Genomic DNA, 14224 nt, shown 5'->3' with positions numbered 1-14224 from the left:
AGGGAAAAATTACGCGTATGGCCGAATCGGGGTAAAACGGCCGGGGTGGCCGAATTGCTGTACTCGCCCGTGCAGGAAATTAAATGGTAAAGTAAACAAACCGATCGTCCCCAAATAGAGGGTTTAAGGATTCGCTCGTACTCATTCATTCCATGCTACCGTATCGAATGAATGGGTACGAATGAATTCAGTTGAGGTTAGTGCGAAAGTGTTTACAGGATCATGAAAATCCGTGAATCGGGGCTGGATTGAATCCTATTCAGGTAAAGACACGAAAGAATTACTGCTACAAATCTTTCAGGTAGATGACATTAAACACTATTTTGACTATATTTTTTTAGATGTCTTGCAGAAATGTCAAAATAAAGGAATAAACAGGTAAACCGTAGGGAGTCAAACCCTTTTCAACCTTTTACTTTTGAAGGTAGTATCGTAGCGTTGAACAAGAACATTTCGCCTAAACACATTGAATCGCGGCCTTGACTTACTATGAAAAAAGCACTTACTACGCTAGCCTGTGCGTTGGTTTCCAGCTGGGCGGTTGCCCAAAATCAGCTGACGATCAGTACTTCTTCGGAAAACGTTATCATTGACAAACACATTTACGGCCACTTTGCTGAACACCTTGGACGCTGTATTTACGACGGCATTTACGTGGGGGAAAAGAATACAAAAATTCCCAATCAAAAAGGCATACGCAACGATCTGGTCGATGCTCTCAAGAAATTGAAAATACCCAACCTTCGCTGGCCCGGCGGCTGTTTTGCGGATACCTATCACTGGAAAGATGGCATTGGCCCCAAGGGCAAGCGTCCGTCCATGGTCAATACCTGGTGGGGTGGGGTAACGGAAGATAACAGCTTCGGTACGCACGACTTCCTCGACTTGTGCGAACGCCTGGGAGCGGAGCCGTATCTGGCGGGTAACGTCGGTAGTGGAACAGTTCAGGAACTGACCGAATGGGTACAGTACGTGAACTTTGAAGGCAAAAGCCCCATGTCGAACCTGCGGCAGGAAAACGGCCGGGCAAAACCCTGGAATGTTAAATATTGGGGGGTCGGTAACGAAGCCTGGGGCTGCGGCGGTAATATGAAGCCCGAATATTACGCCAACGAATACCGTAAGTACGCCACCTTTATGCCGGACGGCAATGGAGCCAAGTTGTTCCGAATCGCCTCCGGGGCCAATTCCGCCGACTACAACTGGACGGAAGTGCTCATGCGGGACATTCCCCATGAATTACTGGCGGGGGTGGCTCTGCACCACTATTCAGTAACGAACTGGCAGAAAAAAGGACCTTCGACGGAATTCGACGAAAAACAGTATTTCGGCACGATGAAGCAGGCTTTGTTTATGGAAGAACTCGTCCAGAAGCACAGTGCCATCATGGACAAGTACGACCCGAAGAAAAAAGTAGCTCTGGTGGTGGACGAATGGGGCGGCTGGTACGAGGTAGAGCCGGGAACCAATCCGGGTTTTCTGTACCAGCAGAATACCATCCGGGATGCCATGATTGCGGGCGTAACCCTGAACATTTTCCATAACCACGCCGACCGGATTCGGATGGCCAATCTGGCTCAGGTCGTGAACGTACTACAGTCGGTTATTCTAACGAAGGGCGAAAAAATGATCCTGACGCCTACGTACCACGTCATGGAAATGTACAACGTGCACCAGGACGCCACCCTGCTACCTGTTCAGTTGAAAAGCAACGATTACAACTTCGAATCAGATAAGCTGAAAGCCGTTTCGGCGTCGGCATCAAAAAATAAAAGTGGTTTGACGCACGTATCACTGGTGAACATTGATCCGAAAAAAGAGCAGGATATCATCGTGGATCTGAAAGGAATGAACCTGGAAACGGTAAGCGGTCGGATACTGTCTTCCGGCAAATTACAGGATTACAACACCTTCGAAAATCCTAACAAAATACATCCGGTTGCGTTCAACGGAGCGAGCCTGTCGGGCAATCAGCTGAAGGTAAAACTTCCTCCGGCGTCCGTCGTCGTACTGGAACTCAAGTAAACAACATTAACCGCATACGTAATGCAAAAGTGGTATACAACCGTGTTGGCTCTGGGTTTAGCCGGACAGGTACTAGCTCAGAATCCGCTGGTGGTGAAAGTGAATCAGCCCAAAGCAGAGATTCAACCGACCATGTGGGGCCTGTTTTTCGAGGATATTAACATGGGAGCTGACGGCGGCCTGTACGCCGAACTCATCAAAAACCGCTCTTTTGAGTTCGAGTCTCCGATGATGGGCTGGAAAGAGCAGAAAAACCCGAAATCAACCGTGTTGGTACTCAACCGGCAGGATCAGCCCGAAAACCCCCGGTTCATTCGCGTGAAGACCGAAGGGGGGAAGTACGGGTTGACCAACGAAGGTTTTCGGGGGATGGGCGTTAAACAGGGCGTTGGCTACGATTTTTCCGTACTCTCGCGAAACGTCGAAGGAAATCTGACGCTGAAACTCGAACTCGTGAAACCCGACGGTCAGGTACTCGGCACGGCTTCGTTGCCCCTCAACAGTACCGACTGGGAAAAGCATTCCGTACGTTTCACGTCGAATGGTACCGAGCCCAAAGCCAGGCTCAATCTCTGGTTTGAAGGAACCGGAACGGCTGATCTGGACATGCTTTCGCTTTTCCCGCAGGACACCTGGAAAAACCGTCCGGGCGGCTTACGGGCCGATCTGGTCCAGTTGCTGGCCGATATGAAACCCGGTTTTCTGCGGTTTCCCGGGGGCTGCATCGTGGAAGGCATGGACCTGAGCAATCGGTATCAGTGGAAGAAGACGGTAGGACCGTTGGAAGGTCGTGAAGTAGCGATTAACCGCTGGAATAAGGAATTCAAACACCGGCTGACGCCCGATTATTTCCAGACGTTTGGACTGGGTTTCTTCGAATACTTCCAGCTGGCGGAGGACATTGGAGCTGAACCCCTGCCCATTCTGAATTGCGGCATGGCCTGTCAGTACAACACGGCGGAAGTAGTACCGGTCGAGGAACTGGATCCGTACGTACAGGATGCTCTGGATCTGATTGAATTCGCGAATGGATCGACGGACACCAAATGGGGAAAACTCCGAGCAGACATGGGGCACCCGGCTCCGTTCAACCTCAAGTTACTGGGGGTCGGTAACGAGCAGTGGGGACCGCAATACATTGATCGGTACGTAGTCTTTGAGAAAGCGATCAAGTCCAAATACCCGGAGGTTCGCCTGATTTCGAGTGCCGGACCAAATCCGGATGGGGAAGTCTTCGGTTTTCTCAATGGGAAATTACGATCGCTGAAAGCCGATATTATCGACGAGCATTACTACCGCAAGCCCGAGTGGTTTCTGGAAAATGCCACGCGTTACGACGATTACGATCGCAACGGTCCCAAGATTTTCGCCGGCGAGTACGCGTCTCAAAGTAAAGATATTGCCAGTCCTGAGAACCGGAATACCTGGCTTTGTGCCCTATCGGAAGCGGCTTTCATGACGGGTCTGGAACGGAACGCCGATGTTGTGCACATGGCCTCGTACGCTCCGCTGTTTGCCCACGCCGACGGCTGGCAATGGACGCCTGACCTGATCTGGATGAACAACCTGCAGTCGTACGGAACGCCCAACTATTACGTGCAGAAGCTGTATTCGACCAATAAGGGTACCAAAGTGCTGCCCATTCTTTCCAATAATCAATTGATTACGGGCAAGGAACAACTGTACGCATCGGCTACCTGGGACGAACCGACGAAAGAGGTAATTCTGAAACTCGTCAACGCTTCCAGTCAGCCTCAAACGCATACGGTCAATCTGGAAGGTGTCAAAAAACTGGGAAATAAAGGCAAACGATTTACGCTGAAAAGTAGCGAACCGGGAGCCGTGAATAGCTTCGATCAGCCCAAGCAGGTGAGTCCGACGGAGGAAGAGCTGGCCGTAAAAGGAACGAAGCTCAACCTGACACTGGCTCCGCAGTCATTCACGGTTGTACGGGTAAAAGTAGTAAAGTAGTACTTGTTCTGTTGGTGCTCATGCAAGGCCGGGTTTGGTAATCCCGGCCTTCTTTTTAAGTCGACTACAAGATTGAAATTCAGATTTCCTACGCTAAACCTCTGGACTATTCTATGCTTCGCTGGCTTTTGTTTCTTCTACCGGTATGGGCTTTCTCGCAGGCTCCTGCTACGCACGATCCGAGTACCATTCTAAAAGAGGGCGATAAGTACTATTTCTTCTCAACCGGGCACGGCATCACAGTACACACCTCCACGGATTTAAAAAGCTGGCAGCAAAGCGAACCGGTATTCAAAAAGGGTACCTGGCCGGAATGGATCAACACCAGCGTTCCCGGGTTCAAAGGCCACTTCTGGGCTCCCGATCTGCTATTTATGAATGGAAAGTATTATCTGTACTATTCCTGTTCAACGTTTGGGGCTTCGACTTCGGCTTTGGGACTGGCGACGAACGTCACGCTCGATGCCGCTTCCCCGCAGTACCAGTGGCAGGATCAGGGCCTGGTGATCGAATCCAGCGACCGTAAAGGCTATAATGCCATCGACCCCAATCTGTTTCACGATACGGACGGCAGAGTTTATCTAACGTACGGTTCGTTTTTTGGTGGAATTGCGACGGTGGAACTGGATACGTCAACCGGAAAAATCAAGACGGGAGCTACGCTAACGAAAGTCGCGGGCGGCAACGCTTCGGACTGGGAAGCCGCCTGCCTGATCAAAGAAGGAAAGTACTATTACCTGTTCGTCAATAACGGTCTATGCTGTAAGGGAGTAAATAGTACGTATACCATCGTAGTAGGCCGCTCGGAACAACCCTTGGGCCCATTTCTGGATGATACGGGTAAAGATCTGACCAAGGGAGGAGGAACGATAGTACTGCGAACGTCAGGAGAGTTTATTGGTCCGGGCCACGTGGGATTACTCGCTGAGAAACGACTGGTATCTACCCATTACTACGATGCTAATGATAATGGTAAATCGAAACTGCGATTACTGAAGCTTCAGTTTAAAAAGGGCTGGCCGATACTAACTCCCTAAGTTTAGGCATCAAAACCAAGCTAACGGACTTCGCATTTGGTTACAAGCTATCGTTAAAACGTAGTAGTGAACCGCCCGTCCATTCCTATCTTTATTTCCCATTTCGAAGCTTAAATAATTTTAAAAAATATATGGTAAATACAAAAATATTGTGTTATTTCGACACGATTTAAGCGTATTGTTCCGCAGCCACCTTGTACCTCCATGCTTCTAAAGTATCCTCATTCCAACCGCGTGCTGGTTGCCACCGATTGTATCATTTTTGGCTTCGATGGCGAGGAACTGAAGTTGTTAGTCATTAAACGGAACTTCGAGCCGGAGCAGGGAAAATGGTCTCTGATGGGCGGATTTTTGAATGAAAACGAAGATCTGGAAGTAGGGGCCAAACGCATTTTGCATGAACTGACGGGCCTGGAGAATGTGTACATGGAACAACTGCATACCTTCGGTGAGGTGCAGCGTGATCCAGTCGAGCGGACCGTATCCGTCAGTTTTTACGCGTTAATCAACATCTCCGACCATGACGCAGAATTAGCCCGTTCGAAAAATGCGTACTGGCAAAGTCTGGAAACCATGCCGGATCTGATTTTCGATCACGGCCGGATGGTACAAATGGCCCTGCAACGTCTGCGGTACAAAGCGGCCCTGCACCCCATTGGTTTTGAGTTACTTCCCGAAAAATTTACGATTCCTCAGCTACAGCGTTTATACGAAGCCATTTACAGTCAGGCTTTCGACCGCCGGAATTTCAGCCGTAAGATTCTTTCCACGAAACTGCTGAAAGATACAGGCGAAAAAAACGAACAGAGTCTGACGAAAAAAGCCATCCTGTACCGACTCGATCAGGAACGATACCAGAAACAGTTTAATGCTTTCCTTCACTTTATCAGTGATTTTTAATCGCCAGATTGTAAGGTTTTCAAAGGCGAACCAACGTCTTGAGTAGAGTCAAGAAGCGAGAGGAAATACAGGTTCAAGCCATAAAAAATGCAGGAAAAAGCGTCGAATGGCGTCCGTGTACGATAATGAATGTGTCAGATTAACACTTTAGCATACAAATGGAAACAAAATACGTCATTGGCGTAGACTACGGAACGGATTCCGTACGGGCTCTGGTCCTGAATGCTCAGACGGGAGCGGAGGTAGGAACGGCGGTATACGAGTACCCCCGCTGGAAACAGGGTTTGTACTGTGATGCTCCACATTCCCAGTTTCGCCAGCATCCCCTGGATTATCTGGAAGGATTGGAATTTTCTATCAAAGGAGCCCTGGCCAATACTACGGACGAAGTACGTCAGAACGTAGTTGGGATCTCCGTAGACACCACGGGTTCCACCCCCGGCCCGGTGGATGAAAACGGTACGCCCTTGTCCTTGTTGCCCGAATTTGCCGAGAATCCCAATGGTATGTTCATCCTCTGGAAGGATCATACGGCGAATAAGGAAGCTCAGGAAATCAACGATTTAGCCCATTCCTGGGACCTTGATTTTACGAAGTACGTCGGTGGTATCTATTCTTCCGAGTGGTTCTGGGCAAAGATTCTGCGTACACTTCGCGTGGATGAAAAAGTACGGGAAAAAGCGTTTTCCTGGGTGGAACATTGCGACTGGGTGTCGGCCGTTTTGACGGGAAATACGAACCCATTGACGCTGAAACGCAGCCGTTGTGCCGCCGGCCATAAAGCCCTCTGGCACGAAGACTTCGACGGGCTGCCTTCCGAAGAATTCCTGACTCAACTCGATCCGCTACTGACGGGTATTCGTGGTCGCCTTTTCCACGAGACCTATACGTCGGACGAAGCCATGGGCAAAATCTCGAAGGAATGGGCTGAAAAGCTGGGTATTTCCGATGAGGCTATCATTGGCGTAGGAGCTTTCGATGCCCACATGGGAGCCGTAGGCGGTACCATTGAAGCTTATTCGCTTTGCAAAGTGATCGGTACGTCTACCTGCGATATGCTGGTAGCTCCGACGGAAGAAATCGGTAATCTGCTGGTACGCGGCATCTGCGGTCAGGTGGATGGTTCGGTCATTCCCGGTATGTTGGGGATGGAGGCGGGGATGTCGGCCTACGGGGATATTTACGCCTGGCTGCAACGCCTGGTATTGCAACCCGTTCGCGAATTGCTCGGCGAGGAAGCAGCCGAAACGCTGCGTAAACAACTCATTCCGCACTTATCCGAAAAAGCGGCTCAACTACCCGTGACCGAAAACGATGCCGTCGCGATCGACTGGTTCAACGGTCGCCGCACGCCCGACGCTAATCATACGCTAAAGGGAGCCATCATGGGCCTGAATCTGGGAAGTGATACCGCTCGGGTATTCAAAGCTCTGGTGGAAGCAACGGCTTACGGATCCAAAAATATCGTGGATCGTTTCGTGCAGGAAGGCGTCCCCATCAAGCAGGTCATTGCCATTGGTGGCGTAGCCCGCAAGTCGGCTTTTGCCATGCAAACCCTGGCGAACGTGCTGGACATGCCCATCAAAATTGCCAAATCCGATCAGGCCTGTGCCCTGGGTGCGGCCATGTTTGCCTCCGTGGCAGCGGGTCTGTACGCCAACGTGAGCGAGGCTCAGGAAGCCATGTCTTCCGGGTTCGATGCCATTTACGAACCACAGCCAGATAAGGTGGAAGTTTATAAAGTGCTCTATCAAAAGTTCCTGGAACTTGGTCAGTTTGTGGAGTTTGGCCCGCAGGAGCCGGCGATACTCGGGCATTCGTAAGGTGAAGTCCAAATTCACTACAGGTTAATTCGGGATTTGCAATCCGGAAGCAAACGCTCAGGAATTTATAATTCCAGTATAAACTAGTCATTGATATTCAGAAGTATACACCATGATTGACTTAAAACAATTTGAAGTCTGGTTCGTAACGGGTAGCCAGCATTTGTACGGCGAAGAAACGCTTCGTCAGGTAGATGAACATTCTAAAACCATCGCCGAGCATCTGGATCGGTCGTTGCCCGTACGGGTGGTTTTCAAACCCGTTGTGAAGACTTCGGAAGAAATTTACCGCATTATTCAGGAGGCCAACGTAGCTCCGAACTGTGCCGGGATCATTACCTGGATGCACACGTTTTCGCCCGCTAAAATGTGGATTCTGGGGTTGAAAGCTCTGCAAAAGCCCATGCTGCATTTGCATACGCAATTCAACCGGGATATTCCCTGGGGTGAAATCGATATGGATTTCATGAACCTGAACCAGTCGGCCCACGGGGACCGCGAATTCGGTTTCATGATGTCCCGGATGCGACTGAACCGGAAAGTGGTGGTCGGTCACTGGGAGCAGGAAGATGTAATTGCACAAATCAGCACCTGGGCTCGCGTATCGGCGGCTCGTTACGAAATGCAGGGCATGAAAGTCGTTCGTTTCGGCGACAACATGCGATACGTAGCCGTCACGGATGGAAACAAAGTATCCGCGGAAATGACCTTCGGGTACTCGGTGAATACGCACGGCGTTGGTGATCTGGTACAGGTCGTAAACCAGATTTCGGACGCGGAAATCGACCGACTGGTTGCCGTTTACGAAGAAGAATACCACGTGGTAAACTCGCTTCGGCAAAATGGTGAATTCCGCCAGTCGCTGCGGGAAGCGGCTCGTATCGAGCTGGGGCTGAAAGCATTCCTGGAAGACGGAAATTTCAAAGCCTATACCGATACCTTCGAAGACCTGCACGGACTGGTCCAATTGCCCGGTATTGCTTCGCAGCGACTGATGGCGGCGGGTTACGGTTTCGGTGGCGAGGGCGACTGGAAAACGGCGGCGATGGTACGTACCATGAAACCATGGCAAGCGGTCTGCCGGGCGGTAACTCGTTCATGGAAGATTATACCTACCACTTCAATCCGGCGAATAAACTCGTACTGGGTTCACACATGCTGGAAATCTGTCCGTCGATTGCCGACGCTCAGCCTTCCTGCGAAATTCATCCGCTGGGTATCGGTGGTAAAGCCGATCCGGTGCGTCTGGTATTCAATTCAGCGGCGGGTCCGGCGATCAACGTTTCAATCATCGACGTTGGAAACCGTTTCCGGATTCTGGTGAACGAAGTAGAAGCCGTAGCCGCTCAGGAAGAACTGCCCAAGCTGCCCGTGGCCCGCGTGCTGTGGAAACCCCAGCCCGATATGCAAACGGGTTGTGCGGCCTGGATTCTGGCTGGCGGTGCTCACCATACGGTATACAGCCAGAACCTGACGACGGAATACATCGAGGACTTCGCCGATATGTTCGGTACCGAACTCGTAGTCATTGATAAAGATACTACCCTGCGTCAGCTCAAAAACGAGCTTCGCTGGAATGACGTAACGTATCGCTAGTAGGAGGGGAAGTTTGAGGTTTGAGTAGGTTTGAAGGGTATAACGTTTGAGCGTTTTGAAGTTTGGAAAGTATAAGGTTTGAAAAGGGTTAGGTTGACAGGAGTAGAACGGGACCGTTTCGGGTTCGTGCATTCCTGAATAACAAGGACTTTTCAAAAAACAGACCTTATACTTTTCAAACCTACTCCAACCCGTAAGATCAGGTTATAAAGGAAAACACTCTTTCAAACCTTCTACTCTTCAAACGTCAAACCTCTTATACTTCTCAAACTCACTCAGACTGCAACCCCCTGCCAGCTTACTCAACATTCAAACCCCATGAGTTATCAAAGCTTAAAAGAAGAGTGCTACGAGGCGAATATGCTGCTACCCAAGCTCAATCTCGTTGTATTTACGTTCGGCAATGCTTCGGTAGTAGACCGGGAGAAGGGCGTATTTGCCATCAAACCCTCGGGTGTACCCTACGAATTTTTGCGTCCCGAAGACATCGTCATCTGTGATTTCGATGCCCAGGTAGTCGAAGGTACCAAACGTCCTTCGTCGGATACGAAGACGCACGCCGTACTCTTCAAAAACTGGGAAAAGATCGGTGGCATTGTGCATACGCACAGTACGTACGCAACGGCCTGGGCTCAGGCTCAGCTGGATATTCCGATTCTGGGAACGACCCACGCCGATCACCTGACCACGGATATTCCCTGTGCTCCGCCGATGGACGATGAAATGATCAAAGGCAACTACGAATACGAAACCGGTTATCAGGTTCTCAACGAATTTGAGCGGCGTAACCTTTCCTACGAAGAAGTCGAGATGGTTCTACTGGGCAATCACGCTCCGTTTACCTGGGGAAAAACGGCGGAAAAAGCCGTGTATAATGCCGGTGTACTCGAAGCTGTGGCCCAGATGGCGTATTTGTCCTGTACCCTGCGTCCGGACGTGCCCCGCCTGAAACAGACGCTGATTGACAAACACTTTTTCCGGAAACACGGGAAAGATGCTTACTACGGACAAGGCTGCTAAGCAATTCTAACCCACGAAAAAACACGTATCGCTATGGACGATGCCGTCGGTAGCGGTACGTTTAACAATCCCCTTCTGCAAAACTAATCTTACTCTAAACCCATTTATGACACTCGGTCTTGAATCGCTGGACTACACGATTTTCCTGGTTTATTTCGTGATAGTGGCCGTATACGGTTACTGGGTCTTCAAAAACAAAGGCAAACAAACCGCCGACTCCAAGGATTTTTTCCTGGCGGAAGGTTCGCTTACCTGGTGGGCCATTGGTTCCTCCATCATTGCTTCTAATATTTCTGCCGAACAGTTTATCGGTATGAGCGGTCAGGCTTTTCAATTGGGGCTGGCGATTTCGGTTTACGAATTAGTCGGTGCGTTTTCCCTGATTATCATCGCCGTGTACTTCCTGCCGATGTACATCAAGAACAAGATTTACACCATGCCGCAATTCCTGCAGGTTCGTTACGACGGACGGCTGGCAACGATCATGGCAGTATTCTGGCTCTTGCTGTACATCCTCGTCAACCTGACCTCGATTATTTACCTGGGTGCCATCAGTCTGGAAAAAATGACGGGTTTTGGCTTCATGCCCTCAGCTATTTTCCTGACGGTTTTTGCGGTATTTATCACGCTAGGTGGGATGAAGGTAATCGGTTACACCGACGTGATTCAGGTAGTCTGTCTGGTAGTAGGGGGTCTGGCTACGACCTATCTGGCTCTGGATTTGCTGTCCGACCGGGTGGGTACGGGAGCAGGCGTTTTTGAAGGGTTGGGGCTGTTGAAAGAAAAAGCCGACAGTCACATGCACATGGTCTTTTCGCCGGGCGAGTATCAGGTACACGACGGTCGCGGTGGCTTCATTGATGCCTACAATCAGTTACCGGGTCTGATGATGTTCATCATTGGTGGTCAGTGGATTGTGAACTTTAACTACTTCGGCTGTAACCAGTACATCACGCAACGGGCTCTCGGAGCCGACCTCAAAACGGCCCGAAACGGTCTGCTGTTTGCTTCTTTCCTGAAAGTTATGATGCCTTTCATCGTGGTATTACCCGGTTTAGCGGCGTACGTTTTGTTCCAGGAAAATGCGGATCCGGCGATTGTGAGCGGCATTACTGAAGGAGGCGTCGTCAAACCTGATAACTCCTATCCGGTACTGCTGAACCTGTTACCTACGGGCTTGAAAGGACTGGCCTTCGCAGCTCTGACGGCGGCTATTGTAGCTTCACTGGCTGGAAAAGCGAACAGTATCTCGACCATTTACGTACTCGATATTCACAAGAAATTCTTCAATGCCAATTTAAACGAAAAGCAGACCGTACGCCTGGGTCGTCTTTCCATCGTAGTGGCATTTGCTATCGCGTTGCTGCTGAGTCCGTTCCTGCGGAACTTTGGTCAGGGCTTTGAGTACATTCAGGAATATACAGGCTTCATTTCACCGGGTATTCTCGCGATTTTCCTACTGGGTTTCTTCTGGAACAAAGCCACGGCCAATGGTGCTTTGGTGTCGGCTCTGCTGAGTATTCCACTCTCAACGCTGTTCAAATATCAGGCTCCGGATATGCCCTTCCTCAACCGGATGGGTACGGTATTCTGGATTTGCGTAGCGGTGCACGTAGCCATCAGTTTACTGGAATCCAAGGGTAAGGCCAACCCCAAAGCCTTTGCTGTTGAATCCAGCTGGTTTAAAGTATCCACCTCCTTCCTCGTTGGTGCCCTGACTATTACCGGGTTGATTCTGACGATTTATGGGGTCTTCTATTAAGCGTTGTTACGTTTTGAGTTTAGGGTTTAGAGTTGTTTTCTCCCAAATCGTTCATGATTCGTTTTTGGAATTATAACCTACTGAGAAATCAGAAAGCTCGAGATAGAGGTAAAGAGGGGATAATTAACTCTAAACCCGAAACCCCAAACTCAAAACCCACCATTACCTTTGCCGCATGAAAAAGAAAGCTTTGATCTTCGATATGGATGGGACGATGGTGGATAACATGATGGTGCACCACCACGCCTGGCAGTCGAAACTGGCCGAGGTAGGGAAGGAGCTGACGCTGGATGAAGTCATTGCTACCTGCCACGGTATGAATGACGATATTCTGGTTCGGATCTTCGGCGACCAGTATGCGTTTGAAGAACGCGACCGCATTTCCGCCGAGAAGGAAGCCCGCTACCGGGAAATTTTCCTGGAGCAGCTTCGCCTCATTGATGGTTTACCCGAGTTACTGGCCAGAGCCGCTGAACTGGATATTCCGATGGGCATCGGTACGGCGGCCCGGTACGAAAACGTGGATTACGTGCTGGATAATCTCAACATTCGGCATTACTTCAAAGCCATCGTTTGTGATCGGGACGTCAAGAAAGGCAAGCCCGATCCCAGCGTATTTTTCCAGGTTGCTCAAACACTGGGTGTAGAACCCGAGGAATGTCTGGTGTTCGAAGATTCCCCCACGGGAGCCCGTACGGCCTTCAACGCCGGGATGGAAGCCATCATCCTGACAACCACGCACAAAGCCGAAGAATTCGAAACATTTACCAGCGTTCGGAAATGCGTGAAGGACTATACGGAGCTTGATCTGGAAGAAGAATTAGCGAAGTAATAGGGTATAAAATAGTAGTACGAGATTTCGATTTTACTTAACGGCAGGTTCCTACCTGCCGTTTTTTTATTGAATAAAGATTTAATACATTGATAACCAGTGAACTGCTGAGTTATTAAATGTAATTTTCTTACATTTACAAAATGTGCGTATTAAATTTCATCTTTTAAATACCCAATCCTAGTACGCCGTATCCAGTACTTGAAGATCGAATCCCCTACCTATGAATTGTAAAAATTGTAACACGGAAATTAACTCAAATTACTGCCCTGGGTGCGGACAACCAGCTAAACTCAAACGGATTGACGGGCATTACATCGTGCATGAAATTGAACATGTGCTCCACTTTGAACGTGGTATCTTATACACGATTAGAGAACTTTTAACGCATCCTGGCCAAAATGTAAGAAACTATATTTCAGATAACAGAAGTCGGCTCGTTAAACCCATTATTTTCATTATTGTTACCTCTCTAATCTATACGATTGTAAGTCATTTTTTTCATATCGAAAATTCGTATATACAATATAATGAAATAACAAAAACTACCGTTAGCGTAGTCTTTAAATGGATTCAGGATCACTATGGGTACTCCAATATTATCATGGGGGTATTCATTGCTGGTTGGTTAAAGGTTTTCTTTAGAAAGTATGATTATAATTTTTTTGAAATACTTATTCTCTTATGTTTTGTAATTGGAATGAGTATGTTGATTTATACCCTTTTTGCAATTTTTCAGGGAGTAACGGGTTTTAGACTGATGCAGATCGGAGGTATGATCAGTATTGTGTATAATACCTGGGCCATTGGTCAATTTTTTGATAAGAAAAAAGTAGGAAGTTATATCAAAGCACTGGCTTCTTACCTCTTAGGAATGATCACCTTTATGTTAACAGGCGTTTTTATGGGAATAGCCATTGACACGTTGATGAGGTAGTTAAATAGTACTGTTTATAGGTTCGTAATAGATTTAAATGAAATGGTTTAACTTGTTCATTGGAAAGAAAACTACTTAAGTATTTTATTAATCCTAACTTAAATATTTTTACTTGATTAAAATACAGTTGAAATAAGGTTAGATACCTTACAAATCTCCTGCTAAAGTTTGGTATAGATACGTTAATAACAAAGAGCTACTTCGCGTATCGAAGTAGCTCTTTGTTATTAAAATAAAAACTATTTTAAAGCTATAGTAAACCTTGCCTAATTTAAGAATCGATCATCGTATGAAACGCTGATTCTGGAAGGCGGTACCGTT

At 48.6% G+C, this 14224-nt stretch carries 9 protein-coding genes and 2 pseudogenes; all 11 read left to right on the top strand.

Going from position 1 to position 14224, the window contains the following annotated elements; translation table 11 throughout:
* Window positions 1–489: 489 nt before the first annotated feature.
* The 11 genes and pseudogenes from BWI97_RS12130 (at window position 490) to BWI97_RS28335 (ending at window position 13903) form a co-directional block, all read left to right on the top strand.
* Window positions 490–2025, top strand: coding sequence for an alpha-N-arabinofuranosidase (locus BWI97_RS12130; RefSeq protein WP_102201191.1), 1536 nt, complete (start codon window positions 490–492; stop codon window positions 2023–2025).
* A gap of 21 nt (window positions 2026–2046) precedes the next feature.
* Window positions 2047–3996 (top strand): alpha-L-arabinofuranosidase C-terminal domain-containing protein, encoded by a 1950-nt coding sequence (locus tag BWI97_RS12125; protein ID WP_102201190.1) that lies wholly within the window; start codon window positions 2047–2049, stop codon window positions 3994–3996.
* A 113-nt stretch (window positions 3997–4109) separates the two neighbouring features.
* Window positions 4110–5033 carry an arabinan endo-1,5-alpha-L-arabinosidase gene (locus BWI97_RS12120; protein ID WP_102201189.1) on the top strand — a complete coding sequence of 308 codons (924 nt, stop codon included), beginning with the start codon at window positions 4110–4112 and terminating at the stop codon, window positions 5031–5033.
* 204 nt (window positions 5034–5237) lie between these two features.
* Window positions 5238–5933: an NUDIX domain-containing protein gene (locus BWI97_RS12115; RefSeq protein ID WP_094810528.1), complete on the top strand. Its 696-nt coding sequence runs from the start codon at window positions 5238–5240 to the stop codon at window positions 5931–5933.
* Window positions 5934–6091: 158 nt separating this feature from the next.
* Window positions 6092–7756: a ribulokinase gene (locus BWI97_RS12110; protein ID WP_102201188.1), complete on the top strand. Its 1665-nt coding sequence runs from the start codon at window positions 6092–6094 to the stop codon at window positions 7754–7756.
* A gap of 112 nt (window positions 7757–7868) precedes the next feature.
* Window positions 7869–9352 (top strand): annotated as a pseudogene (araA, locus tag BWI97_RS12105) (L-arabinose isomerase).
* 318 nt (window positions 9353–9670) lie between these two features.
* Window positions 9671–10372: an L-ribulose-5-phosphate 4-epimerase gene (locus tag BWI97_RS12100; protein WP_094810522.1), complete on the top strand. Its 702-nt coding sequence runs from the start codon at window positions 9671–9673 to the stop codon at window positions 10370–10372.
* Window positions 10373–10478: 106 nt separating this feature from the next.
* Complete coding sequence (locus BWI97_RS12095) at window positions 10479–12134, top strand: sodium/sugar symporter (RefSeq protein WP_102201187.1); 1656 nt, start codon at window positions 10479–10481, stop codon at window positions 12132–12134.
* A gap of 175 nt (window positions 12135–12309) precedes the next feature.
* Window positions 12310–12966, top strand: a complete 657-nt coding sequence (locus BWI97_RS12090) for an HAD family phosphatase (protein WP_094810518.1) — start codon at window positions 12310–12312, stop codon at window positions 12964–12966.
* A gap of 223 nt (window positions 12967–13189) precedes the next feature.
* Window positions 13190–13435 (top strand): annotated as a pseudogene (locus BWI97_RS28340) (DUF3667 domain-containing protein); the annotation flags it as partial.
* A gap of 135 nt (window positions 13436–13570) precedes the next feature.
* Complete coding sequence (locus BWI97_RS28335; RefSeq protein WP_233207826.1) at window positions 13571–13903, top strand: hypothetical protein; 333 nt, start codon at window positions 13571–13573, stop codon at window positions 13901–13903.
* The last annotated feature ends 321 nt before the right edge of the window (window positions 13904–14224 follow it).

It is taken from the genome of Siphonobacter sp. BAB-5405, from assembly GCF_002872335.1.
Classification (GTDB): domain Bacteria; phylum Bacteroidota; class Bacteroidia; order Cytophagales; family Spirosomataceae; genus Siphonobacter.
The sequence above is the reverse complement of the archived record's forward strand: the minus strand, read 5'-3'. Positions and strand labels throughout refer to the sequence as shown.

Coding starts and splice junctions, on each gene's coding strand:
- BWI97_RS12130 (WP_102201191.1), top strand. CDS start 490: ATGAAAAAAGCACTTACTACGCTAGCCTGTGCGTTGGTTTCCAGCTGG.
- BWI97_RS12125 (WP_102201190.1), top strand. CDS start 2,047: ATGCAAAAGTGGTATACAACCGTGTTGGCTCTGGGTTTAGCCGGACAG.
- BWI97_RS12120 (WP_102201189.1), top strand. CDS start 4,110: ATGCTTCGCTGGCTTTTGTTTCTTCTACCGGTATGGGCTTTCTCGCAG.
- BWI97_RS12115 (WP_094810528.1), top strand. CDS start 5,238: ATGCTTCTAAAGTATCCTCATTCCAACCGCGTGCTGGTTGCCACCGAT.
- BWI97_RS12110 (WP_102201188.1), top strand. CDS start 6,092: ATGGAAACAAAATACGTCATTGGCGTAGACTACGGAACGGATTCCGTA.
- BWI97_RS12100 (WP_094810522.1), top strand. CDS start 9,671: ATGAGTTATCAAAGCTTAAAAGAAGAGTGCTACGAGGCGAATATGCTG.
- BWI97_RS12095 (WP_102201187.1), top strand. CDS start 10,479: ATGACACTCGGTCTTGAATCGCTGGACTACACGATTTTCCTGGTTTAT.
- BWI97_RS12090 (WP_094810518.1), top strand. CDS start 12,310: ATGAAAAAGAAAGCTTTGATCTTCGATATGGATGGGACGATGGTGGAT.
- BWI97_RS28335 (WP_233207826.1), top strand. CDS start 13,571: ATGGGGGTATTCATTGCTGGTTGGTTAAAGGTTTTCTTTAGAAAGTAT.